The organism is Promicromonospora sp. NPDC019610, assembly GCF_044389365.1.
Taxonomy (GTDB): Bacteria; Actinomycetota; Actinomycetes; order Actinomycetales; family Cellulomonadaceae; genus Promicromonospora.
This window is the reverse complement of record NZ_JBIRXX010000002.1, coordinates 1,530,885-1,554,641: the sequence shown is the minus strand read 5'-3', so window position 1 is coordinate 1,554,641 and position 23,757 is coordinate 1,530,885. Positions and strand designations below refer to the sequence as shown.

Here is a 23,757-nt window from a genome sequence, read left to right as displayed (position 1 = left end):
CAAGCTCAGCCCCGGGAGTCCTCCGCGGCCTTGACGACCTGCTCCAGCCACGAGCGACGGGCCGCCACGGCGGCCTCCAGCTCGGCGACCTTGCGCTTGTCGCCCTTGGCCTGAGCCTCCGCGAGGTCCGCCTCGAGCGCCGCGATCGCGGCCTCGAGCTGCGCCGCCGCACCCTCGGCGCGCGCCCGCGTCTCCGGGTTGGTGCGCTTCCACTGCGCCTGGTCGGCGTCGCGGACCGCGGTCTCGACCGCACGCAGACGGGCCTCGATGCGCTGGATGTCGCCGCGCGGAACCTTTCCGGCCTCCTCCCAGCGCTCCTGCAGGCTGCGCAGGGCGGCCTTGGCCTTGTTGAGGTCCTTGACCGGGAGGAGCGCCTCCGCCTCCTCCAGCAGGACCTCCTTGACCTTCAGGTTCTCGCTGTACTCCGCGTCGATCACGGCGTTCTCGGCGTCCCGGGCCTGGAAGAACCGGTCCTGAGCGGCCCGGAACCTGGCCCACAGCGCGTCGTCGTCCTTGCGCGACGCCCGACCGGCCGCCTTCCAGCGCGTCATGAGGTCGCGGTACGCGCCCGCGGTGTAGCCCCAGTCCGTGCTGTTCGACAGCGCCTCCGCCTCGGAGACCAGCTTCTCCTTCTCCGTCTTCGCGGCGCTGTTGCGCTGCTCCAGGTCGGCGAAGAAGTGCCGGCGCTCGCGGTCGAACGCCGTGCGGGCGTGGCTGAACCGCTTCCAGAGCGACTCCTCCGTGGGGCGGTCGATGCGGGGCCCGGAGCGCTGGGCCTCCTTCCAGCGGTCCAGCAGCGCGCGCAGCTCCTCGCCCGCCGGGCGCCACTGCATCTTGCTCGGGTCGGTCGCCGCGATCTTCTCGGCGGCCTCCACGATCGAGGTGCGCGACGCGACGGCCTCCGCCTTGGCGGCGGAGCGCGCCTGCTCCAGCGCGGCACGGCGCTCCGCGGCGCGACCCCGCAGGGCCTCGACCCGGGCCCGCAGACCTGCCAGGTCGCCGACGGCGGCGGGCTCGGCGGTCTCCTCGCCGAGCTTCTGCAGCGTCTGGTCGATCTCGCGCACCGACAGGTCCGCGCTCTCCAGCCGGGCCTCGAACAGGCCGACCTTCGCGCTCAGGTCGAGGTAGCGGCGCACGTACAGGGCGAGCGCCTCCTCGGTGGTGACACCGGGGAACTGGCCCACGACGCGCTCGCCGTCACCGTCGTTGACGTAGACGTTGCCCTCGTCGTCGACGCGACCGAACTTCTCGGCCTCCGCGTGCGCGACGGCGTCCGCGGCGGCGGGAACCACGGGTGCGGGCGCCGCCGGGGCAGCCTGCGCCGCGGGGGCGGACGGCGTGCCCGGCCTGGGCGCGCGCGGCCGGGCGAGCGCGGCGGGCGAGGGGATCGCCGACGGCTTCGGGGTGGCGGGCTTCGGGGTGGCCGGCTTCGGAGCGGGCGTGGCTGCCGCGGCGGGGGTCTCCGCCGCGGGGGCCGGGGTCTCCTCGGCCGGGGTCTCCTCGACGGGAGCCTCCTCGACGGGAGCCTCCTCGGCAGGAGCCGCTTCCGCGGGGGTCTCGGTCTCGGCGGCCGGGGCCTCCGCTGCCGATGCCTCCACTGCCGGGGCCTCCTCGGCAGGTGCGTCCTCGGCGGGGGTCTCGGTCGCGGCGGTCGCGTCGGCGAGGGCCCCGTCCGCAGCGGTCTCCCCGGCGTCGGCCTCGGCAGCCGGGGCCTCCTCGGCGGGCGCGTCCTCGGCAGGCGTCTCGGCCTCGGCGGCAGGAGTCTCCTCGGCGGCGGCCTCGGTCGCAGCGGCTTCCCCGGCGGGAGTCTCGGCCTCCGCGGTGGGCGCCTCCTCGGCGGGAGCGTCCTCGGCGGGAACCTCGGCCTCGGCCTCGGGAGCCTCGGCGGCGGCCGTCTCCTCAGCGGGGGCCTCGGGGGCCGCCTCGGCGGCGCCCTCCGACGCGTCCGCCCCGGCGCCTGCCTCGGTCGCCTCGCTGACCGCCTCGGCGGGTGCCTCGGCTGCGGTCGGAGTCTCGGCCACGGGCTCGACGGGCGCGTCCTGCTGGACGGGCTCGGTCGAGCGAGAAGTGGGTTCGCTCACTGGGTCTCAACTCCTTCGATGGTGACCGGGGTGGCAGGCTCACCGTCTGGTGCTCCGTCTACCGCGCCCGTGTCAGCGACTGCTTGGACAAAGTCCAGGCCGGATGTGATCGTGCCGAAGACCGTGTACCCGCCGGCTGTGTCGGAGGGGATGGTCGAATCCTCGTAGACGAGGAAGAACTGGGAGCCCATGGACTCGGGGTCGTCGCCGCGCCGCGCCATCGCGACGGTACCGGCGGGGTAGCGGTCGTCCTCCGGGGCGTTCTCGATCGGCCCGAAGGAGTAGCCCGGGCTGCCGGAGCCCGTGAAGGTCGGGTCGCCGCACTGGAGCACGAAGATGCCCTGCGTCGTGAGGCGGTGGCAGCCGGTCCCGTCGAAGTAGCCACCCTGGGCGAGCGTCACGAAGCTGGCGACCGCCTGCGGTGCGGCCGCGCCGTCGAGCTCGAGCACGATGTCCGCGGTCGTGTCGCCCGAGCAGGCCTGCAGCGTGACGGTCCAGGTGCGGTCCTCGGCCACCGACGGGTCGGCGAGCTCGTACGTGTCCCGCGCCTCCTCGACGCCGGCCGGGCAGGCGTCGGAGCCCGCCTCGGGGGTGCCGGAGCCGATCAGCGCGGCGACCACGAAGGCGCCGACGAGCGCGAGCACCGTGAACAGTGCGACCAGGGTCCACAGGCGCTGCTTCTGCGCGCGCTTGGCCGCCTGCCGCTGCGCCCGCTTGTCGGCCTGCCTGGCCTGCTGCGCGCGCTGCCGCTGCTTGGTGGAAGCCACCGCGTTCCCTTCCCCGTGCTCTCTCGTGCTCACCCCGACCCGGGGCGCGGTCACGCTGGACCGATTCACCTGATGGATCCGGGGCGAATCACCCCGTGCGGGGACAGTGTAGGCATCGGATGCCAGGTCATACTGTCTGAGCGCCCCCGGCGACGGGTGAAGAAGGCTCTGCCAGGGCCGACGGGAGCCGTTAGCGTGGGTCGCGTGGAGCTTCGTGTCGTGGTCGCGCCGGTCTTCGGGACCAACTGCTGCGTGGTGTCCGCCGGTGCCGACTGCGTGGTGGTCGACGCGGGTGCGGGGGTCGCCGACGCCGTCGCACGCCTGGTCGACGACGCCGGGCTCAAGCCGCGCGCCGTCCTCGCCACGCACGGCCACGCCGACCACACCTGGGACGCCGGGGCCCTGTGCGCGCGGTACGGGATCCCGATGCGCCTGCACGAGGCCGACGCCTACCGCCTGGCCGACCCGTTCGGCACGCTGAGCCCCGCCCTGGAGACCGCGCTCGGGTTGCACCGCGACGACTACCGGGCGCCCGACCTGGTCGAGCCGTTCTCGACGCCCGGCGGATCCGCCGAGCTCGCGTTCGGCGACGTCACGCTGCACGCCGTGCACGCGCCGGGCCACACCGAGGGGTCCACCCTCTACCGCCTCGACGACGAGGTGGTCCTGACGGGCGACGTCCTGTTCGCGGGCTCGATCGGCCGCACCGACCTGCACGGTGGCTCGGACCAGGAGATGGGCGCCACACTGCGCGACGTCGTGCGCGGCCTCGACCCGGCGCTCGCCGTCGTCCCGGGGCACGGCCCCGCCACCACCCTGGCCCGCGAGCTGGCGACCAACCCGTTCCTCGCCGTGGACGGCGCGTAGGGCGAACGTCGGTACGCGCGGAGATGGCCGACGACGCCTGGTGCGCGATGGACGTGGCCGCTGACCCGACGCACCGACGTCGCCGAGTCAGCGCCCTGGTCGGACCGGGCGGCTGACTCGGCGACGTCGGTCTGGTGGGGACGTCGGTCCGGTGGGTCTGTGGAAAACCCGGGCTGACGGGTCGCCGCTCGTGGGAAGATCTGAGGCATGGCAAAGCCCACTCCTCTCTCCGGTTTCCCCGAATGGCTCCCTGACGGTCGCATCGTCGAGCAGCACGTCCTCGACACGCTGCGGCACACCTTCGAGCTGCACGGGTTCGCCGGGATCGAGACGCGGGCCGTCGAGCCGCTGGACCAGCTCCTGCGCAAGGGGGAGACCTCCAAGGAGGTCTACGTCCTGTCCCGCCTCCAGGAGGAGGACGGCGCCGCGCGCTCCGGGTCCGAGAAGCAGCTCGGCCTCCACTTCGACCTGACCGTCCCGTTCGCCCGCTACGTGCTGGAGAACGCCGGCCGTATCGCGTTCCCGTTCCGCCGCTACCAGATCCAGAAGGTGTGGCGCGGCGAGCGCCCGCAGGACGGCCGCTTCCGCGAGTTCGTCCAGGCCGACATCGACATCGTGGGCGCGGGCGAGCTGCCGTACCACTTCGAGGTCGAGGCGCCGCTGGTCATGGCCGAGGCGCTCGGCGCGCTGGGCGAGATCGGCCTGCCGCCGGTCCGCATCCTCGTGAACAACCGCCGCGTCGCCGAGGGCTTCTACCGCGGCGTCGGGCTGGACGACGTCGAGGGCGTGCTGCGCCAGATCGACAAGCTCGACAAGATCGGGCCGGAGAAGGTCTCCGAGCTGCTCGTGACCGAGTGCGGAGCTACCGACGACCAGGCCAAGGCCTGCCTCGCACTGGCGTCGATCTCGGGGTCCGACGTCGGCGTGATCGACGAGGTGCGGGCCCTGGCCGAGTCGTACGGCGCCGTGACCGAGCTCCTGGAGACGGGACTGGCCGAGCTCGGTGCGCTGATCGCCGCGGCGGCGCAGCGCGCCCCGGGCGTGGTCGTGGCCGACCTCAAGATCGCGCGGGGCCTCGACTACTACACCGGCTCGGTGTACGAGACGGTGCTGGTGGGACACGAGCAGCTCGGTTCGGTCTGCTCGGGCGGCCGGTACGACACGCTCGCGTCCGACGGCAAGAACACCTACCCCGGCGTGGGCCTGTCGATCGGCGTCTCGCGCCTCGTCTCGCGGCTGCTGTCCGCCGGCCTGGTGGAGGCGACGCGGTCGGTGCCGTCCGCCGTGCTGGTCGCGGTGTCGTCCGAGGAGGAGCGTGCGACGTCCGACGCCGTGGCCGCCGCGCTGCGCGCCCGGGACATCCCGGTGGAGGTCGCCCCGAGTGCCGCCAGGTTCGGCAAGCAGATCAAGTACGCCGACCGGCGCGGCATCCCGTTCGTCTGGTTCCCGGGCTCCGCGGGGGAGGACGGCGTCGTGGGCGCCGACCAGGTCAAGGACATCCGTTCCGGCGACCAGGTCGACGCCGACGCCGCGACGTGGGAGCCGTCTGCCGAGGACCGCTGGCCGCGGGTGGTCCCGCAGGCCTGACCGCCGGCCGGCCTGAACCTTGCGCACCCGCCCCGCACGACGAGGCGGGTGCGCGAGGCTCGGGTCACCAGATCGACTCGGCCCACTCCGGGTGGTCGATGAACGGGTTCCGGTTGTGCTGCCAGTCGGAGTAGATGATGTCGTTGCGGCGGGTCTCCGCCGCCGACACGGGGTCGGCGGCGTGCCAGGCGAGCAGCACGGAGATCTTCCCGTGCAACGGCACCGAGCCGTTCGAGGTCGACTCGTTCAGCTCGAGGTTCGGCCAGCCGTCGTCGCCCTCGTACCGGATCGCCATGTAGAAGAGCGCGCGTGCGACGTCGCCCTTGAACTGGTCGGCGGGTTCGAACGAGTTGGAGTCGGTGAAGCAGTCCGGGCACTCGGCGACGGCCGAGCCGCCGTTGTCGAAGTCCTTGTTGCCCCGGGTCGAGTTCACGGTGACGTCAGTGGGCCGCAGATGGTGCAGGTCGGTGCCCGGGCCGGTGGCGGTGCCGAAGTCGCCGTGGCTCTGAGCCCAGGTGTGCTCGCGGTTCCAGTCGTCGGGGTCGCCGCCGTTGAGCGTCTTCGAGATCGACTCGCCGGAGTAGAACTCGATGACGTTGTTCGGGTTGCTCGGGTCCTCGTCGGTCTCCTGGAGTGCGGTCCAGACGGTCGCGTAGCTCACGCCGGTGTGGTCGTCGATGATGCCGTGCAGGGCCGAGCGCAGCGCGGTGCCGGTCCGACCCGCCGCCGCGTCGTAGTAGCCGGCGGGGACCTCACCGCCACCGCCCCCGCCGCCATCTCCGCCGCCGCTGCCGACGACGGCGAACGCGGTGCCGTCCTTGAGCCCCGGGTGGGTGAAGTACGCCGTCAGGGCACCCGTGACGTCGAGCTGCTTGCCCATGAGGCCGGGGTTCGACGCAAGACCGAAGGCACTGCGGAATGCGGCGGGGATCTGCACGTAGACCATGCGCGAGGTGCTGCTCTCGCCGGGGGCGTCGGCCAGGGCAAGGGCGTAGTCGTTCGGGAATCCGCTGGTCACGACCGTGCTGGTGGCGGTCGGCTGTCCGACGACGTACCCGCGCACCGTCGCCGACGAACCGTTCTGGGTGGCGATCGCCGAGGCTACCGTGATCGGGGTGGCCGCCTGGCCGGACGTGGCCAGGCGGACCTGGGTTGCTGTGACCAGCACCAGGGTCAGGGCGAAGCACACCAGGGCGAGCGCCGTCGAACGCGTGGTCATTTTCTGCATCTACCGACCGTAGCGGGGTAATTAATGGCAGTCATGGCCTATACGTAAAATCTACGCAAAAAGGCGTGAATGCTGCGCGGGTGACCTCGTGGGTGAACTGGAGCACGTTGTCCGGTTTGCCCGGCGTACTGAACGCGCCTTCGGTTAGCCTCGCGTCGGGTCGATGAGACCCCGTAGGTGAATGACGCCGCCGGCCGCCGCTCGGCCCGCGGCGGGCCGAGGGGACAGCCGATGACAGGTTCGGGACGCGTCGACGACGGAGTGCTCGGCGAGCACTGGGAGCAGTCGCTCGTCGGGGTGACGGGGCCGGTCGGCGGGCCGGGCGTGGCGCCCGTGAGACGACGTCGCATCCGAGCCGCCGCGAGGCTGGTCCGGACGCGGTGGGCGCGGAACCCGCACCGCGCTGTGCGTGAGCACGCGGGCACTCCGGACGACAACCGGCTGCACGCGCCGCGCCGGGCGCGCCGCCGGTTCTTCGTGCCTGCCATCGTGCTCGGCGCAAGCCTCGCGGGATCCACGGCCGTGCTCGCGCTCAGCCCGGTCGAGGCCGAGCGCGTCGCGCTCGTCTGTCCGGCCGGCGTGTCCGCAGCCTGGGTGGACCAGTACCGCGACGTCCTCGGTCTGCGCCTGCCCGACCCACGGGACCACCTCGCGGTCACGGCGGCGGCCGGCTCGGTGGTCGCCGTGACCTTCACCGACGCCGCCGGCGTCGCCTACCCGACCGTCCGCGACACCGTGCCCAGCGGCGGCGGCGCCGACGGCGTCCTGACCGTGGAGCCGCCGCGCGCCCTGTCCGCGGCCGAACGCGCGCAGTGGCGGGTCGAGGCCGTGGTGTCGGCCGACGGTGTCCAGTCGGCGACGTGCGAGGCGCCACTGCTCTGACCGGCTCGTTCCCGCGCACCGGTCCCGACGGCCTGTGGACAGCTTGACGTCGGCTCGAACGAGTGTTCGAATCGGATCATGCGTTGGCAAGGTCAGGCGATCTCGAACGACGACGGCGCGCTGCCCGGGCTCGAAATGCCCGGGCTGCGCGGCGCCGGGCTGCTGCGTACCGTCCGGTCGCCCGAGTTCGCGGGGGTGACGTTCCACGAGGTGCTCGCCAAGAGCGCGCTGTCGAAGGTGCCGGCGGCGTCCCAGATGCCCTTCCGCTGGACGGTGAACCCGTACCGGGGATGCAGTCATGCCTGCACCTATTGCGTGGACCCGTCGACGCTCGTGCTGCTGGCCGACGGGCGCCAGCGGCCGATCCGGGACCTCAGAGTGGGGGACCGGATCGTCGGGACCCGGCGCGAGGGGTCCTACCGGAGGTTCGTGGAGACCGAGGTGCTGGCACGCCGGGGCACCACCAAGGCCGCCTACCGGGTGACGCTGGAGGACGGCACGGAGATCGTCGCCAGCGCGGACCACCGGTTCCTCACCGAGCGCGGGTGGAAGTACGTCGCCCCGCGGCCCGACGGGGACGGGCAGCGTCCGTACCTGACGACCAACAACCGGCTGCAGGGATTCGGTCTGGGGATGGTCACCGACGCCTACGCGGCGCCGCCCGAGTCCGCTGACTACCGGCAGGGGTACCTCACCGGGATGATCCGCGGCGACGGGATGCTCTTCGACAAGACCTATCCGAGTGGTCGGATCACCATGTTCCGCCTCGCCCTGGTCGACGACGAGGCGCTGATCCGCTCCCAGGGCTACCTCGCCACCGCGGGTGTGGCCACCAATCGCCGTCCCCTCTCGGCCGCCGCCGAGAGACGGCAGGCGATCGACGGGATCTTCACGTCCAAGCAGGCGACCGTGACGGCGATCCGGAAGATGATCGAGTGGCCGAGCCGGCCGACCACGGAGTGGCACGCAGGCTTCCTCGCCGGCATCTTCGACGCGGAGGGCACCTGCGACGGCCAGATCCTGCGCATCTCCAACTCGGACGAACGCATGCTCACCATGACCACGGAGGCCATGGATGTGCTGCGCATCCCGTACGTCAGGGAGCCGGCGAACAAGATCGGTGTCGCGAACATCCGCGTCATCGGTGGGCTGTCGAGCCGCCGCAGGTTCTTCGCGCTGACCACCCCCGCCATCACCCGGAAGCTCAAGATCATCGGGGCGGCCGTCAAGACATCGGTCTCGTTGCGGATCGTCTCCGTGGAGAGTCTGGGCGCGGAGTCGGAGATGGTCGACATCACCACGGGCACCGGCGACTTCATCGCCAACGGCGTGATCAGCCACAACTGCTTCGCACGCCCGACCCACGAGTACCTCGATCTCGACGCCGGCCACGACTTCGACTCCCAGGTGGTCGTCAAGGTCAACGCCGACCAGGTGCTCCGGGCCGAGCTGGCCAAGCGTTCCTGGAGCCACGAGGCCGTCGCGCTCGGCACCAACACCGACCCGTACCAGCGGGCCGAGGGACGCTACCGGCTCATGCCGGGCATCATCTCGGCGCTCGCGGACTCGGGCACGCCGTTCTCGATCCTGACCAAGGGCACGCTGCTGCGGCGCGACCTGCCGCTGCTCGTCGAGGCCGCGCAGAAGGTCGACATCGGCCTCGGCGTCTCGCTCGCGTTCGCCGACACGCCGTCGGGCAAGGAGCTGCAGCAGGCCGTCGAGCCCGGCACCCCGACGCCGAGGGCCCGGCTCGACCTGATCCGCGCGATCCGGGCGACCGGCCTGCCGTGCGGCGTGATGGTGGCGCCGGTGCTGCCCTGGCTGACCGACTCCCTCGCACCCCTCGAACGGTTGCTCGACAACCTGGTCGAGGCCGGCGCGACCGGCGTCACCGTGCTGCCGCTGCACCTGCGGCCCGGCGCCCGCGAGTGGTACCTCGGCTGGCTCGGACGAGACCACCCGCACCTCGTCGAGGGCTACGGCCGTGTGTACGCGCGGGGCGCCTACGCGCACCAGGGCTACCGCGACTGGCTGTGGGAGCGGGTGCGACCCCTGATCCGCGAGCGCGGACTCGGCGGGGCCGCGATGCACCGGACACGCGCCCTGTCCGGCGCCGCTACCGACGACCAGCACGCCGAGGGGGACTACCCGCGCGGCGCGTTCACCGGGGTGCGGTCCGACGGCGCCGGCGCGGCGTCCATCGGCGCCGACGTCGGGAACGAGACCCTCTTCTGATGCAGCCCCCGACCCCGCGTGTCGACCCACGCCTCCCCGGGTACCTCCTGGAGCCGCTGACGGGCGGATGGTCGGGGGAGACGTTCCTCGCGTCCCCGTCGCCCGGTGCGCGGGGAGGGGAGCGGCTCGTGGTCCGCTTCTTCGCCGACGCGCGGCATGCCCCGGACGCCGCGCGGACCCAGGCGGCGCTGCTCGACCGGGTCCGCGCCGTCCTGCCGGTGCCGGCCGTCCGCGCGGTGCACGACGGCGACGGCGAACTGCCCGGGGCGCTCGTCACCGAGCTGTTGCCGGGGGAGCGGGGCGACCTGGTGCTCGCGCGCCTGGTCGCGGAGGCCCGGGAGGACGGGCGCCGGGACACCGCGCTCGGTGCCCTGGGCGCCGGGCTCGGCCACGTCGCCGGAACGCTCGCCGCGACGCCCATGCGGCGCACCGGGCTGTTCGCCGGCCCGGACCTGCGGATCGAGCCGTTCGACCTCCGGCTGCCCGACTGGGTCGACGACCACGCGCCGCGACTGATCGCGGGAGGCTGGTCCGACGGCGAGGTCGCCGCCCTCCGGAAGGTCGCCGAGCGGGCCGCCGTCGACCTGGAGGCTGCCGCGCCCTGCCTGGTGCACAGCGACCTGAACCCCAAGAACGTGCTGGTCGACCCGGCCACGCTCCAGGTCACCGGCGTGCTCGACTGGGAGTTCGCGCACGCGGGGCACCCGGCCACCGACCTGGGCAACCTGCTGCGCTTCGACCGGGAGCAGACCTACACCGAGGGCGTGCTGGACGGCTGGTCCGCGGCCGTCGGCGCGGGTGGCTCCGACCGGCGCCGGGCCGTCCACCTCGCCCGGTCCGCCGACCTGGTCGCACTGGTCGAGCTCGCCGCCCGCGCGGAGACGAACCCGGTGGTGCGCCAGGCTCGTGCGCACCTGCGCGCCATCGCCCGCACGGGCGACGTCCGCGCCGCCCCCTGACCACTGGACTCCTGCGGTCGCCGACCCGGTGTCGGCGCAGGGCGAACCGGACCTATCGTGTCGGCATGGCTGAGCTCGCCCCGTACACGATCACCCCGGGCACCCTGGCGGCGCTGGCGCAACCCACGCTGACCCTCCCGGGCGGCGCACGGATGCGGCCCTGGAGCGACGGCGACGCCGACGCCCTCCAAGCCGCCTACGCGGACCCCGACATCCAACGTTGGCACGTCCGCCGGATCGACTCATCGGTCGAGGCGCGCGGCATGATCGAGGGCTGGCGGCGGGCCTGGGCGCAGGAGCGCCGCCTCGAGTGGGCGGTCGCCGCCGCCGACGGGACGCTGCTCGGCCGGCTCGCGCTGAAGGACCTCGAGCTGTTCGACGGCGTCGCCGAGATCGCCTACTGGACCGTCCCCGCCGCCCGGGGCCGGGGCGTGGCGCCGCAGGCGGTCACGGCGGCGTGCACCTGGGCGTTCGACCTCGGGTTCCGGCGACTGGAGCTGGAGCACTCGACGCTGAACCCGGCCTCCTGCCGCGTCGCGCAGAAGGCCGGGTTCGTCGCGGAGGGGACCCGTCGCCGGGCCGCCCGGCATGCGGACGGCCACCACGACATGCACGTCCACGCCCGGTTGGCCGACGCCGAGGGCACCCTCCCCTTTGAGGCCTAGGTTTCTTCGCTCTGCGGCCCCGCAAAGCGAAGAAGCCCGGGCCTCAAAGGGGAGGTCGGTCGCCGCCGTCAGGAGGGGAGGTCGGTCGCCGCCGTCAGGCCCGCACGTCCTCCAGGTACTCCGCGATGCGGCCGATCGCCTCGGTGAGCACGTCGACGTCGGGCAGCGTCACCAGGCGGAAGTGGTCGGGCTCGGGCCAGTTGAAGCCCGTCCCGTGCGTCACCAGGATCTTCTTGGCGCGCAGCAGGCCGATCACGAAGGCCTCGTCGTCCTTGATCGGGTACATCTCGGGGTCGAGGCGCGGGAAGCAGTACAGGGCACCGCGCGGCCGCACCGACGTGACGCCCGGGATCTCGTTGAGCAGCTTGTCCGCCAGCATGGCCTGCTCGTAGAACCGGCCGCCGGGCTGGATCAGGTGCTCGATCGACTGGTAGCCGCCGAGCGCCGTCTGGATGGCGTGCTGCGCCGGCACGTTGGCGCACATGCGCATGTTCGAGACGAGGGTGAGGCCCTCGATGAAGTCGGCGGCGCGGTGCTTCGGGCCGGAGATCATGGCCCAGCCCGACCGGTAGCCGCAGATGCGGTAGGCCTTGGACAGGCCGCTGAACGTGATGCACAGGACGTCGTCGGCGGCGAACGTCGCGGTGTGGTGGTGGGTGGCGCCGTCGAACAGGATCTTCTCGTAGATCTCGTCGCTCAGGAGCACCAGGTCGTGCTTGCGCGCCAGGTCCGCCAGCCCCTTGACCGTGCCCTCGCTGTACACCGCGCCGGTCGGGTTGTTCGGGTTGATGATCACGAGCGCCTTCGTGGCGGGCGTGATGCGGGACTCGATGTCCTCCAGGTCCGGGTTCCACCCGTTGGACTCGTCGCAGCGGTAGTGCACGGGCGTGCCGCCCTGCAGGCTCACGGCCCCCGTCCACAGCGGGTAGTCCGGCGCCGGGACCAGCACCTCGTCGCCGTCGTCGATCAGGGCCTGCAGCACGATGCTGATCATCTCGGAGACGCCGTTGCCGATGTAGACGTCGTCCACGTGCGTGTCGATGCCGTGCGACTGGTAGTAGTGCGCCACGGCCGTGCGCGCCGAGTAGATGCCGCGGCTGTCGCTGTACCCCTGCGCCTGCGGCAGGTGGTGGATCATGTCCGCCAGGATCGCCTCGGGCGCCTCGAACCCGAACGGCGCGGGGTTGCCGATGTTCAGCTTGAGGATCTTGTGACCCTCGGCCTCCAGGCGGTACGCCTCCTCCAGGATCGGACCCCGGACGTCGTACCGGACGGACTTCAGCTTGCGGCTCTGCCTGATCTCTCGCACCCGCTCATGGTCGCAGGTCCGGTGCAGTGCGCGCGCACCGTCACCTGGGGTCGAGATGACCGTTCCGGGTGCTTTCGGGAAGTTCACCCGGGTCAGGGCCCGATTTCGCCCGGGCGACGCCCCCGACGCCAGTAATCTCCGGTCGGGCACCGACGCCCCCAGGATCTCGACCCCCCCCGGACAGGTAACCGATGGCCACCACACGCGACGCGGCGCCGACCGCGACCTTCTTCGACCCGCTGGCCCACGTGCCCGACGGCGCCGCCCTGCGGGCGGCCCGGGACGCGCGCGACCCGGCGGCGGCGCTCGCGGTGATCCGCGGCCTCACGGCGCACGACGACATCGCCGCCGCGCTGTGGGCGTTCGCCGACACCGAGGCCGGGGTCACGGACGAGGGCCGGCGCCTCACGGCCGCGATCGAGGCCGCCGACGATGGCACGCCGGCCGCGCGCACGCTGCGCGCCGTCCGGTACGTCACGGTGGGCTGGGCCATCCGGTCGCACGCGCGCGCCGAGCACGTCTCGACGGGCCAGTTCGAGCAGTTCCACGACTGGCTCCGGCGGGCCGAACGCGTCCTGTTCGACCTGTGCTCGGAGCACCCCGGCTATGCGCCCGCCTGGGAGCCCCGGATCACGACCGCCCGCGGCCTGCAGCTGGGGCACGGCGAGGCGCGACGCCGGTACGACCGCCTCGCGGCCCTCGACCCGCAGTTCTTCGCCGCGCAGCGGGTGTACCTCCAGCAGATCCTGCCCAAGTGGAGCGGCTCGTGGGAGGACGCCTCCCGGTTCGTCGAGGAGTGCGCCGCCGGTTCCGCGCCGGGAGCGCTCGGACCCGCGCTCGTCGTCGACCTCGCGCTCGAGCGGTGGGCCGACGGCGAGAAGACCGTCCCGCCTGCCATGCTCGACCGCGTCCGCGGTGTGGCCGCCGCCACCGTACTGCACCCCGACCACGCGAAGACGGCGGCGACGGCGACCACCCACGCGAACCTCGCCCTGTTCTTCACGATCGCCAAGCAGCCGGCCGAGGCCTGGCCGCACTTCGAGGCGCTCGGCGACAGCCCCGTCGAGGGCACCTGGGGCTACTACAACGGGGCCGAGAAGATGTACCGCGCCAAGCGCGACGAGGCGGCGAAGGCCGCCACCAGGTCTGCCGGCACCCCCACGGGCGCACGCGCATGAGCGCCCCCACGCTGCCGGACCTGACCGGGTTCCCCGGCGTCGCCCTCGCCCAGGTCGACGGCGTCCCCGTGCTCCTCGCACCGCGCGACGGCAACGTCAGCGCAGGCATCGTCTTCCGCGTCGGCTCGGCGCACGAGACGCTCGCGACCTCCGGCATCACGCACCTCGTCGAGCACCTCGCCCTCCGCGGCCAGGTGCTCAGCGAGGCGCACCTCAACGGGCAGACGCACGCCGACGTGACCGTGTTCCACGTGACGGGGCCGGCGGCCGACGCCGTCGCCTACCTCAACGACGTCTGCGCGTCGCTGCGGGACCTCCCGCTCGACCAGGCCGAGACCGAGAAGGAGATCCTGCGGTCCGAGGCCGACGGGAAGAACGTGGGCTTCACCGGGCAGCTGCGGATCAACCGGCACGGCGCTAGCGGCCACGGGCTCGTGGGGTACGGCGAGCGCGGCCTGGACCGGATCACGACCGACGAGGTGCGGGACTGGGCGGCCACCTGGTTCACCCGCGAGAACGCCGTCGCCTGGATCACCGTGGACGCCGTCCCGGACGGTCTCGACCTGACCCTCCCTGCGGGTCGGCGCATGCCCGCGCCCGCCGTGACGGACGTCCTGCAGGGCACCCCGGCGTACCTGACGGGCCTGCGGGACGGCGTCGCGGTCGACGCCGTGGTGCCGCGCGGGGACGCAGGCACCGTGGCGACCTGGGTGATCCGGGAGGTCCTGCACCGGGACCTGCGCCAGGCCGCCGACATCGCGACCAGCGTGGACGCGGGCCACGACCTCCTGAACGCCGAGCAGGCACGCGTCTCCGCGGTGGTCCAGGCCGCCGAGGGCAAGCAGGACGCCGCGGCCGGCGGCCTCGCGGACGCGCTGAGCGGCCTCCGGTTCCACGTCGCCGACGACGACCTCGCCGCGGCGCGGGCCGGTGCGCTCGACGAGGTGGCCGAGCTCGCCGCGGCGTCCCCGGCGGACCTCCTCCCGTCGCTGGCCTACCGGACGGTCACGGGGCGGCACCTCGAGGGGCCCGCGCAGATCAGGGCGCGGGTCGAACGCGTCACGGCGGACGACGTCCGCGCCGTCGCCCGGGAGATCTGGGCGAACGCGCTCTGGTACGGCCCGGCCGCCATGGACTGGGCGGGCCTCGTGCCCGCGCTCCGGTGGTCGCCGGCCCGGGCCGAGGGGCGGGCCTACCCGCGCATCGACGCGCCCGACGTCTCCCTCGTCCTCGCTCCCGACGGCGTCGGGCTGGTCGCGCCCGACGGCGCCGTCACCGTCCGCTTCGCTGACTGCGTGCTCCTGGAGAGCGTGCCCGACGGCGCACGCGTGCTCACCGGGGCCGACGGGTTCCGGGTCGTGATCGAGCCGACGCTGTACCAGGGCCTTACCGCCGAGGACGTCACGGCGCACGTGGACCCCCGGGTGCCCGAGGACCTCGTCGTGCACCACCCGGCCCGGGCCCCGGGCGACGTCCCGGTCGCCGAGCCGCCGCGACCCGAGGTCGGGCAGCAGGCGGGGAAGCCGTCCGTGTGGGGCACGATCGTGCGCGTCGCCGGGCTCTGGGTCGCCGGGGTGCTCCTGCTCGGCGGCGGTCAGCTGGCTGCCGAGAGCTTGTTCGGCACCGAGATCCGCCTGGGCTTCCTCCCGGTGCTCGCCCTCGGTCTCGCCTCGGTGGCACTGGTCCGCAAGCGCCACGGGAAGGGCGACCGATGACGGCGGTCACGGGCCACGAGCCGGTGCGCACCCTGTCCGCGCGCCGCCCCGGCCGCACGACCGCCGGCCTGGTGTTCCGCGTCGGGCTCGCCGACGAGACGCTGGCCACCAGCGGCATCACCGCGCTGGTGGTGGCGCTCGCCCTGCGCTCGGTGGAGCGGCCCGGCCTGGACGTCAGCGCCTCGGTCGGCTCCGTCGTGACCCACGTGCGGGTGGGCGGCACCGCCGAGCGGGTGCGGACGACGCTCCGGGACCTGACGCGGGCCCTGGCGGACCTGCCGGTGCAGCATCGCGAGAGCGAGACTCGTGTCCTGGACGAGCGGGAGACGGAGGCCACCGGCGTCCTGGCCTGGCGGTACGGGTTCCGGTCCTACGGCCTCGGGCCGGGACAGCAGGTGGGACTGCACCGGACCACCGCCGCCGACCTCCGGGCCTGGGCGGCCGACCGGTTCGCCGCCTCCAACGCGGTCGCCTGGTACTCGGGCGAGGAGGAGCCGGACCTGGACCTGGCGCTGCCCGCCGGACCGGCCGCGGCCACGCCGTTCCCCCCGCCGGTCGTCCCGGACCCGGTGATCGCGCTCCCCGCCGAGGCGCCGGCCGGCGGCCCGAGGGTCGTCTGGGAGATCGTGGCGCCGGACGTCCCCGCGCTCCAGGTGCTCGCCGAGGTCGCGCGGCGGGCGCTGTTCCAGCGCCTGCGCCAGGACCAGGGCTGGACGTACGACGTGTCCGCCGTGACCGGCATGCTCGACGGGCGGCAGGCCACGCTCCAGATCGCGGCGGGCCTGCGGCCGGAGACGGCGGCGGAGGCCACCGGCGAGTTCCTGGACACCCTGGGCCGGCTGCGGCACTTCGTGGCCGACGACGACGTGGCGGCGGCGCGCGCCCACCTGCTGATGGCGTTCGACGAGCCACACCAGGACGCGATGTGGCTGATCGACGACGCCGTGCTGACCCTGCTGGGGAAGCCGGTCCCGTCCCCGGGCGAGCGCCGTGCGGCGCTCGCCGCGGTCACCGCCGCCGACGTCGTGTCCCTGGCCCGTGGTTCCTGGGAGTCCGGGCTGCTGGTCGCGCCCGCCGGTTCCGGCTGGGCGGGGACCACCGTCGCGCAGCGCGGGACGGGTGAGCCCGTCACGGGCCGCGCCTTCGAACGCCTCGACGTCGACGCGACGATCGTGGTCGGGGAGGAGGGCGCCACCCTGCGCGACGGCCGCACCCGGACGACGGTCCGGTTCGACGAGACGGCCGCGCTGCTGGCCCACCCCGACGGCGGGCGCCTCCTGGTCGCGCTGGACGGGGCGCGGATCCCGTTCGAGCCGACCCTGCACGACGACCTCGACGCGCGCGCCGTCGCCGAGCTCGTCGACCGGCACGTACCCGAGGAGCTGGTCGTGCCGGTGCCCCGCGCGGCGGCACCGGAGCGTCCCGACAAGGAACGCATCAAGCAGGCGGGCCGGGCCCGCGCCGACCGGGAGGTCGAGGAGGACGGGATCCTGCGCACCGCCGGAGCCGCGGTGGCCGGCACCGGCAAGGCCGTGCTCGCGTTCGGTCAGCTGATCGGCGTCCTCGCGCTCGGCCTGCTGCTGCTCGCCGCGACCGGTGCCACGCTCTTCTCCGGCGCGCTCCTGCTCGGTTTCGTGGGCAGCCTGCTGGACGGCGAGCCGGACTGGCCGACGCTCGCCGTGGTCCTGCCGGCGGGCCTGGCCTGTGCGGGCATCACGTGGCTCACCTACCGGGCCGTCATCAAGATGGGCGGCGAGGACAAGGAGCAGGCGGACGACGCCGGCTGACGCCCGGTGGCGACGGGCGGGTCAGCCCTCGGCGAGCCGCGCCGGGAACCCGCCCGTCGCCACCGGACCCCAGCGCTCGATCGTGATGCGCACGAGCGACTTGCCCTGCTCGATCATCGCCGCACGGTACTCGTCCCAGTCCGGGTGCTCCTTGCCGGCCGCCGCGCGGAAGTAGTCGACCAGCGGCTCCACCGACTCGGGGACGTCCAGCACCTCGGCCGTGCCGTCCACCTGCACCCAGGCGCCGCCGAAGTCCTCGCCGAGCGCCAGGAAGGACGCTGCGGGCCGCGCCTTCAGGTTCCGCGCCTTGGCCCGCTCCGGGTACGTCGAGACGACGACCCGGCCCTGCGGGTCCACGCCGTACGTCACGGGGCTGAGCTGCGGGGCGCCGTCGGCCCTGCTGGTCACGAGGATCCCGTCGCGGCGCGAGCGCAGGAACTCCAGCAGCTCGTCCCGGGTCACGGTCGTGGTGGTCGCGATAGTCCTGGCCATGGGCGTCAGGTTATCCCCGGGCCCGGCTCGTCCGTGCCCCGGGCGGGCCTCAGGCGGGCCGCAGGCAGAAGGGGTGCCCGGCCGGGCTGGCGTAGACCCTGCCGCTCGGCGGCGCGGCGGGGTCGACGTCGCCGGTGGGCCGCAGCCGACGGGCACCTGCCGCGAGGGCCTTCCTGTCGGCCGACGCGAGGTCGTCCGTCGTGAGGTCGACATGCATCTGCTGCGGGTTCCCGTCCGGCCAGCCCGGCGGGACGAGCCCCGGGACGAGCTGGACCACGAACACCGGGAACCCGTCCGCCCGCAGAAAGTGATGGGTCGGGGTCCGGGTGACCGAGCCGCCCAGGAGCCCCTGCCAGAACGTGCTCTCGAGGTCCAGGTCGGGGGCGTCGAAGCTGACCGCGCCGAGGTTGATGCTCATATCGTCGGGATGATGCCGCCGTCGACACGGAACTGGGCTCCCGTGATCCACTTCGCCCGGTCGGACGCCAGGAACGCGATCATCTCCGCGACGTCCTCGGGGTCACCGGGCCGGCCCATCGGCATGCCGAGGTGGTCGACGATCTGCTGCTGCACCTCACCGAGGCTGACGCCCCGCTGGTCGGCCATCTGCTGGTGGTGGGCACGGGCACCCTCCGTGACCACGAAACCTGGCAGGACGCACACCACACGGACGCCGTGCTCGCCCACCTCCGTCGCCAGCCCGCGGCTGTAGGCGTTGAGCGCCGCCTTGGCCGCGGCATACGGGGCCTCGTCGCGTTGCGGCAGACGGCTCGCGATCGACGACACGTGCACGACGACGCCCGAGCCGCGCTCGACCATCCCGGGAACCAGCGCCCGGTCGAGGCGTACCGCCGCGAGCAGGTTCATCTCCAGGTCGGAGCGCCAGGACTCGTCGGACCGCTGGAGGGTCGGTGTCGGCGTGGTCGCGGCGCCGGCGTTGTCGACCAGGACGTCGACGCCGCCGACGGCGTCGATCACCCGGCGGCCGAGCTCGGCGACACCCTGCTCGGTGGCGAGGTCCGCGGGGACGTGAGTGGCGCGCAGACCGTCCGGGGGTGCGGTGCGTGCGGCGGTGAGCACTGTCGCACCGGCGTCGGCGAACCGCTGGGCGGTCGCTCTGCCCAGCCCGCGGCTGCCGCCGGTGACCAGCACGCGCAGGCCTTCGAGTCCTTCGGCCGGAACAGGCACAGGGGTCTCCTTCTAGTAAGATGAACCAGGTTCCGGAAACAGTACACCTAACATGAACGTGGTTCACCTTACGGAGGTCCAGATGTCGTCGCCACGCCCCCTGCGCGCCGACGCGCGACGCAACCGGGAAGCGGTCCTGACCGCGGCGCGGGACGCCTTCCTCGCCGGGGAGGCAGGCATCCGCGTCGAGGAGATCGCCCGCCGGGCAGGGGTGGCGGTCGGAACGCTCTACCGTCATTTCGAGACGCGGGAGGCCCTCGTCGAGGAGGTCTACCGCCACGAGGTCGACGAGCTGTGCTCCGCGCCCGCGGCACTGCTCGACCAGTACGCCCCCGACGAGGCCCTGCGGCGGTTCCTGCTCCTGCTCGTCGAGCACGCCGCGGTGGGCAAGGGGATGGCCGTCGCGCTGGAAGCCATCATGGCCACCGACTCGCCCGTGTTCGGCGACGCCCGGGCCCGGATGGCGCAGGCGCTCGACCGTCTCCTGGCCGCAGGCGCCGCCGCCGGCGCCGTCCGCGGCGACGTCGAGGGGCGGACCCTCCTGCGCGCCCTGGGCGGGATCTGCGGGATGCGCGCCACCGACGGCTGGCAGGACGAAGCCGTGCGCATCACGGGACTCCTCTTCGACGGCCTGCGGTTCGGCGCACAGGACGCAGCCCCGACCGCCGTCACGCACTAGACTCGCTGCGCGCCCTGCGGCGCCCACCCACCGCCGTCCCGCCCGCCAGGGTGCCCGGCGGCGGGAACACGTCTTCCGTCATGAAAGGACCTCTCCGTGCTCCGCACCCACACGGCCGGCTCACTGCGGGCCGAGCACATCGGCCAGACCGTCACCCTCACGGGCTGGGTCGACCGCCGCCGTGATCACGGGGGAGTGGCGTTCATCGACCTGCGCGACGCGTCCGGCATCGCCCAGGTCGTCATCCGCGACGAGGAGATCGCCCACCCGCTGCGCGCCGAGTTCGTGCTGCAGGTCACCGGCGAGGTCGGCCGCCGCCCCGAGGGCAACGCCAACCCCAACCTCGCCACCGGCGAGATCGAGGTCGTCGCCACCGAGGTCGTCACCCTCAACGAGTCCGCGCCGCTGCCGTTCCAGGTGTCCACGGCGCTCGCGGACACCGAGGTGATCGGCGAGGAGGCGCGCCTGAAGCACCGCTACCTCGACCTGCGCCGTCCGGCCCCCGCGCACGCCCTGCGCCTGCGCGCCAAGGCCAACCAGGCCGCGCGCCGCGTGCTCGACGAGCAGGACTTCGTCGAGATCGAGACGCCGACCCTGACCCGGTCCACCCCGGAGGGCGCCCGCGACTTCCTGGTCCCGGCTCGCCTCGCGCCCGGCTCCTGGTACGCGCTGCCGCAGTCGCCCCAGCTCTTCAAGCAGCTCCTGATGGTGGGCGGCATGGAGCGCTACTACCAGATCGCGCGCTGCTACCGCGACGAGGACTTCCGCGCGGACCGGCAGCCGGAGTTCACGCAGCTCGACGTCGAGATGAGCTTCGTGGACCAGGAAGACGTGATCGCCCTCGGCGAGAAGATCCTCCAGGCGCTCTGGGCCCTGGTCGACGTCGAGATCCCGACGCCGATCCAGCGCATCACGTTCCACGAGGCCATGCGCCTGTACGGCACGGACAAGCCCGACCTGCGGTTCGAGAACCCGATCGTCGAGCTCACCGACTACTTCACGGCCACGCCGTTCCGCGTGTTCCAGGCCGAGTACGTGGGCGCCGTCGTCATGGCGGGCGGGGCGGCCCAGCCGCGCCGGCAGTTCGACGCCTGGCAGGAGTGGGCCAAGCAGCGCGGCGCCCGCGGCCTCGCGTACGTGACGTTCACCGAGGACGGCGAGCTCGGCGGCCCGGTCGCCAAGAACCTGTCCGACGACGAGCGTGCGGGCCTCGCCGCCGCGACCGGCGCGCAGCCGGGCGACGCGGTCTTCTTCGCCGCCGGCAAGACGTCGGAGGCGCGAGCGCTGCTCGGCGCCGCCCGTCTGGAGATCGCGCACAAGACCGGCGCCGTCGACGAGGACGCCTGGTCCTTCGTCTGGGTCGTGGACGCGCCCCTGTTCAAGCCGGCCGGCGAGGACGACGACGTCGACCTCGGCTCGTCCGCCTGGACCGCCGTGCACCACGCGTTCACGTCGCCCACGCCCGAGTGGATCGACTCGTTCGAGAAGGAGCCGGGAGAGGCCCTGGCCTACGCCTACGACATCGTCTGCAACGGCAACGAGATCGGCGGCGGCTCGATCCGTATCCACCGCCGGGACGTGCAGGAGCGCGTCTTCGAGGTGATGGGCATCGGGCATGAGGAGGCGCAGGAGAAGTTCGGCTTCCTGCTCGACGCCTTCGCGTTCGGCGCCCCGCCGCACGGCGGCATCGCGTTCGGCTGGGACCGCATCGTGTCCCTGCTGACGAAGTCTGCCTCGATCCGCGACGTCATCGCCTTCCCGAAGTCGGGCGGCGGGTTCGACCCGCTGACGGCGGCGCCGGCGCCGATCACGCCGGAGCAGCGCAAGGAGGCCGGCGTCGACTTCACGCCCGAGGCCGCTCCCGTGGCGGCCCCCACGGCGTGACGCGGCTCGGCGGCCACGGGCTCGACCACGTCTTCCACCGGGCGCGCTCCGACTTCTTCGAGGTCACGCGTTCCTGGACGGACGAGACGGGTCCGGACGACGCCGGCGCGGCCGCCGTCGTCCAGCTCGCCGACCCCACGGGGGAGCGGCCCGGCCGGTGGCTCAACGCCGTCGGCCGGACCGACCGGCTGGCCCGTCTACTGACCACGGTGGTGCCCGACGGCGACGTCGTGGCCGCCACCGTGACCCGCGGCACGGGGGCCCTGGCCGGCGAGACGCTTGCCGGCTGGGGCCTCGTGCCGGACGCCACCTGGGACCGCATGGTCACGGAGATCGCGCCGCGCGTGGACGCCGGGGCGCCGACGGTCGAGGTGCTGGAGCTGGACCGGCACACGGACGAGATCGTCGACCTGCTCGCCCGGGCGAACCCCGGCACGCGGTCCGGCGCCCAGGGGCCCAGGGCCCGCCTGGCCCGCTGGTACGGGGTGCGCGTGGCGCCGACGTCGCCGGGCGCGCGCGCCGGTGCCCTCGTCGCCGTCGGATCCGCGACCGCGACCGCGACCGGGTCGGTCCACCTGGGGTCGATCGGCACGGACCCGGCGCACCGTGGGCAGGGTCTGGGCAGCGCCCTGACGGCCCGGATGATGGCGGACGGCGTCGCGGAGCGCGGGCTGGTGACGCTCGGCCTCTACGACGACAACACACCCGCGCGCCGCGTCTACGAGCGCCTGGGCTTCGTGCTGGCGCACGAGGTGGAGACCTGGCGCCGCGGGTGAAGGTCCCGCCGCCCGCGCAGGTCCGCGTCATCCCTGGTTAGGTGGAGGTGGGACGCCGGTCCCGGTGCTCCCAGCTCCCTGAACTGGAAGGGAAGGCAGCCTCATGACCGAGAACGAGGGCGGTACGCCGCGCGATCCCCGCGATCCCCAGCCGGAGACGCCGCCTACGCAGCCGTTGCCCGGGTCGACCCCCGTGCAGGGCTCGGACCCGACACCCACGCAGCCTCTTCCGGGCGAGCCGTACCGGGCGGAGCAGCAGCCCACCCCGCCGCAGCCCGCCGGACAGCAGGGCCCGCCGTACGGGCAGCAGGGCGCACCGACGCCCTACAGCCAGCCCGGTGCCCCGGCCGCACCGCAGTACGGGTACGGGCAGACGCCGCCCAAGAACGACCTGGGCGTGTGGGCCCTGATCACGGGCATCCTCAGCTACGTGTTCTGCCCGCTCCTGCTCGGGATCGCGGCGATCATCACGGGCACCATGAGCCGCCGGGCCGCCGACGAGGGCCTGGCGAACAACCGCGGCATGGGAACCGCGGGCCTGATCCTGGGCTGGATCAACGTGGCGCTGGTCGTGCTCGCCATCGTGTTCTTCGTGATCGCGCTGGCGGTCGGGCTCATCTCCGGCGGCCTGAACGGCTGGGGCGACATGCCGAACTCCAACGACTGGAACTACTGACCCTGCGCACGTCGAACACGGGTAGGTCTCCCCGCGCGGTTTTCCTGCCGCGCGGGGCGTCCTACCTGTAGGTTTGGCACCTCCGGGCCGGACCCGTCCCCCGGCTCACCGCAAAGCAGAGAGGTAGCACGATGACCCAGCCTGACGGCGGCCAGTCGCCCTACGACCCGCCGCAGCAGCCGCCCGAGCAGGGACAGCCGGCGACGCCCGCGCCGGGCTCGGTCCCCGGCCAGCCCGCCCCGTACCAGCAGGCGCCGTACGGGCAGCAGCCCTACGGCGAGCAGCAGCCGGTCTACGCGCAGGGCGGTCAGCCCGCCTACGGTGCGCCGCTGCCGAAGAACAGCCTCGGCGTCTGGTCGCTCGTGCTCGGCATCCTGTCCGTGCTCGGCTGCGGTCTGCTCACCGGTATCGCGGCGATCATCACCGGCACCAAGTCCCGGCAGGCGCAGCGCGAGGGTCTCGCGGACAACGGCGGCATGGGCCTCGCCGGCCTGATCATGGGCTGGATCGGCACGGTGCTGATCACGCTCAGCCTCATCGGGCTCATCGTTTTCTCGGTCGCTCTGGCGAACTCGCCGGACTTCCAGGAGGGCTTCGAGCAGGAGATGCAGAACAGCTACGAGCAGGAGCTCGGCGACTCCGGCGCGACCATGGACCCTGAGCTCCAGGAGCTCATGGACGAGCTCGAGAACAGCTGAACCACTCCCCAGCCGTCGGCCGGCCCGCCGCACCCGAGGTGAGCACTCCCTCCGTGGTGGGGCGGGCCGACGCGTCGTCTCCCGCCCGCGCCCCGTGGCGCGCC

At 73.5% G+C, this 23,757-nt stretch carries 21 protein-coding genes; 14 read left to right on the top strand and 7 right to left on the bottom strand.

The genetic code is table 11. The features are described from left to right. Window positions 1–5 precede the first annotated feature (5 nt). Together ACH45N_RS18570 and ACH45N_RS18565 are read right to left on the bottom strand one after the other, a co-directional pair. Window positions 6–2,081: a DUF349 domain-containing protein gene (locus ACH45N_RS18570; protein ID WP_397396494.1), complete on the bottom strand. Its 2,076-nt coding sequence runs from the start codon at window positions 2,079–2,081 to the stop codon at window positions 6–8. Beyond that, window positions 2,078–2,848, bottom strand: coding sequence for a peptidylprolyl isomerase (locus ACH45N_RS18565; protein WP_397396492.1), 771 nt, complete (start codon window positions 2,846–2,848; stop codon window positions 2,078–2,080). The genes ACH45N_RS18570 and ACH45N_RS18565 overlap by 4 nt, the downstream gene beginning before the upstream one ends. A 204-nt stretch (window positions 2,849–3,052) precedes the next feature. Between ACH45N_RS18565 and ACH45N_RS18560 the strand changes: the two genes are divergently transcribed. Beyond that, window positions 3,053–3,715, top strand: coding sequence for an MBL fold metallo-hydrolase (locus tag ACH45N_RS18560; protein ID WP_397396490.1), 663 nt, complete (start codon window positions 3,053–3,055; stop codon window positions 3,713–3,715). Between the two features lie 207 nt (window positions 3,716–3,922). Next, complete coding sequence (hisS, locus tag ACH45N_RS18555) at window positions 3,923–5,302, top strand: histidine--tRNA ligase (protein WP_397396488.1); 1,380 nt, start codon at window positions 3,923–3,925, stop codon at window positions 5,300–5,302. 64 nt (window positions 5,303–5,366) lie between these two features. On the opposite strand, the gene ACH45N_RS18550 is transcribed toward hisS, so the two are convergent. Beyond that, a complete protein-coding gene (locus ACH45N_RS18550) occupies window positions 5,367–6,521 on the bottom strand; it encodes an endonuclease (protein WP_397396486.1) in 1,155 nt (384 codons plus the stop codon). A gap of 240 nt (window positions 6,522–6,761) precedes the next feature. Here ACH45N_RS18550 and ACH45N_RS18545 point away from each other — a divergent pair, with 240 nt between their 5' ends. The 4 genes from ACH45N_RS18545 to ACH45N_RS18530 all read left to right on the top strand — a co-directional run bounded on the left by ACH45N_RS18545 (window position 6,762) and on the right by ACH45N_RS18530 (window position 11,271). Next, entirely contained in the window at window positions 6,762–7,412 is a 651-nt protein-coding gene (locus ACH45N_RS18545) for a hypothetical protein (RefSeq protein ID WP_397396484.1), read from the top strand. A gap of 78 nt (window positions 7,413–7,490) precedes the next feature. Continuing rightward, the gene (locus ACH45N_RS18540; RefSeq protein ID WP_397396482.1) at window positions 7,491–9,647 is read left to right on the top strand and encodes an intein-containing Rv2578c family radical SAM protein; all 2,157 of its coding nucleotides are present in this window, start codon (window positions 7,491–7,493) and stop codon (window positions 9,645–9,647) included. Next, on the top strand, window positions 9,647–10,606 hold the full coding sequence (locus tag ACH45N_RS18535) for a phosphotransferase family protein (protein ID WP_397396480.1): 960 nt from the start codon (window positions 9,647–9,649) through the stop codon (window positions 10,604–10,606). Before ACH45N_RS18540 ends, ACH45N_RS18535 begins: the two co-directional genes overlap by 1 nt. Window positions 10,607–10,671: 65 nt before the next feature. Beyond that, complete coding sequence (locus tag ACH45N_RS18530; RefSeq protein WP_397396478.1) at window positions 10,672–11,271, top strand: GNAT family N-acetyltransferase; 600 nt, start codon at window positions 10,672–10,674, stop codon at window positions 11,269–11,271. Between the two features lie 94 nt (window positions 11,272–11,365). Here the strand turns inward: ACH45N_RS18530 and ACH45N_RS18525 are convergent, their stop codons facing one another. Then, the gene (locus ACH45N_RS18525) at window positions 11,366–12,580 is read right to left on the bottom strand and encodes a pyridoxal phosphate-dependent aminotransferase (protein WP_397396476.1); all 1,215 of its coding nucleotides are present in this window, start codon (window positions 12,578–12,580) and stop codon (window positions 11,366–11,368) included. 191 nt (window positions 12,581–12,771) lie between these two features. Between ACH45N_RS18525 and ACH45N_RS18520 the strand changes: the two genes are divergently transcribed. From ACH45N_RS18520 to ACH45N_RS18510, 3 genes are read left to right on the top strand one after another with little or no spacing between them, the layout of a single operon-like run. Continuing rightward, a complete protein-coding gene (locus tag ACH45N_RS18520) occupies window positions 12,772–13,758 on the top strand; it encodes a hypothetical protein (RefSeq protein WP_397396474.1) in 987 nt (328 codons plus the stop codon). Then, window positions 13,755–15,473 (top strand): insulinase family protein, encoded by a 1,719-nt coding sequence (locus ACH45N_RS18515; protein ID WP_397396472.1) that lies wholly within the window; start codon window positions 13,755–13,757, stop codon window positions 15,471–15,473. The genes ACH45N_RS18520 and ACH45N_RS18515 overlap by 4 nt, the downstream gene beginning before the upstream one ends. Beyond that, window positions 15,470–17,260, top strand: a complete 1,791-nt coding sequence (locus ACH45N_RS18510; RefSeq protein ID WP_397396470.1) for an insulinase family protein — start codon at window positions 15,470–15,472, stop codon at window positions 17,258–17,260. Before ACH45N_RS18515 ends, ACH45N_RS18510 begins: the two co-directional genes overlap by 4 nt. Window positions 17,261–17,281: 21 nt before the next feature. On the opposite strand, the gene ACH45N_RS18505 is transcribed toward ACH45N_RS18510, so the two are convergent. From ACH45N_RS18505 to ACH45N_RS18495, 3 genes are read right to left on the bottom strand one after another with little or no spacing between them, the layout of a single operon-like run. Then, window positions 17,282–17,752, bottom strand: a complete 471-nt coding sequence (locus tag ACH45N_RS18505) for a PPOX class F420-dependent oxidoreductase (protein ID WP_397396468.1) — start codon at window positions 17,750–17,752, stop codon at window positions 17,282–17,284. Between the two features lie 49 nt (window positions 17,753–17,801). After that, window positions 17,802–18,170 (bottom strand): VOC family protein, encoded by a 369-nt coding sequence (locus ACH45N_RS18500; protein ID WP_397396466.1) that lies wholly within the window; start codon window positions 18,168–18,170, stop codon window positions 17,802–17,804. After that, on the bottom strand, window positions 18,167–18,940 hold the full coding sequence (locus ACH45N_RS18495; protein WP_397396464.1) for an oxidoreductase: 774 nt from the start codon (window positions 18,938–18,940) through the stop codon (window positions 18,167–18,169). The genes ACH45N_RS18500 and ACH45N_RS18495 overlap by 4 nt, the downstream gene beginning before the upstream one ends. An 82-nt stretch (window positions 18,941–19,022) precedes the next feature. Here ACH45N_RS18495 and ACH45N_RS18490 point away from each other — a divergent pair, with 82 nt between their 5' ends. The 5 genes from ACH45N_RS18490 to ACH45N_RS18470 all read left to right on the top strand — a co-directional run bounded on the left by ACH45N_RS18490 (window position 19,023) and on the right by ACH45N_RS18470 (window position 23,653). Beyond that, the gene (locus ACH45N_RS18490; RefSeq protein WP_397396462.1) at window positions 19,023–19,619 is read left to right on the top strand and encodes a TetR/AcrR family transcriptional regulator; all 597 of its coding nucleotides are present in this window, start codon (window positions 19,023–19,025) and stop codon (window positions 19,617–19,619) included. 96 nt (window positions 19,620–19,715) lie between these two features. Then, window positions 19,716–21,503 carry an aspartate--tRNA ligase gene (gene aspS, locus ACH45N_RS18485; RefSeq protein WP_397396460.1) on the top strand — a complete coding sequence of 596 codons (1,788 nt, stop codon included), beginning with the start codon at window positions 19,716–19,718 and terminating at the stop codon, window positions 21,501–21,503. Next, a complete protein-coding gene (locus ACH45N_RS18480; RefSeq protein ID WP_397396458.1) occupies window positions 21,500–22,279 on the top strand; it encodes a GNAT family N-acetyltransferase in 780 nt (259 codons plus the stop codon). Before aspS ends, ACH45N_RS18480 begins: the two co-directional genes overlap by 4 nt. Window positions 22,280–22,382: 103 nt before the next feature. Beyond that, entirely contained in the window at window positions 22,383–22,955 is a 573-nt protein-coding gene (locus tag ACH45N_RS18475) for a DUF4190 domain-containing protein (RefSeq protein ID WP_397396456.1), read from the top strand. Window positions 22,956–23,086: 131 nt separating this feature from the next. Further along, entirely contained in the window at window positions 23,087–23,653 is a 567-nt protein-coding gene (locus ACH45N_RS18470; protein ID WP_397396454.1) for a DUF4190 domain-containing protein, read from the top strand. Window positions 23,654–23,757: the final 104 nt, after the last annotated feature.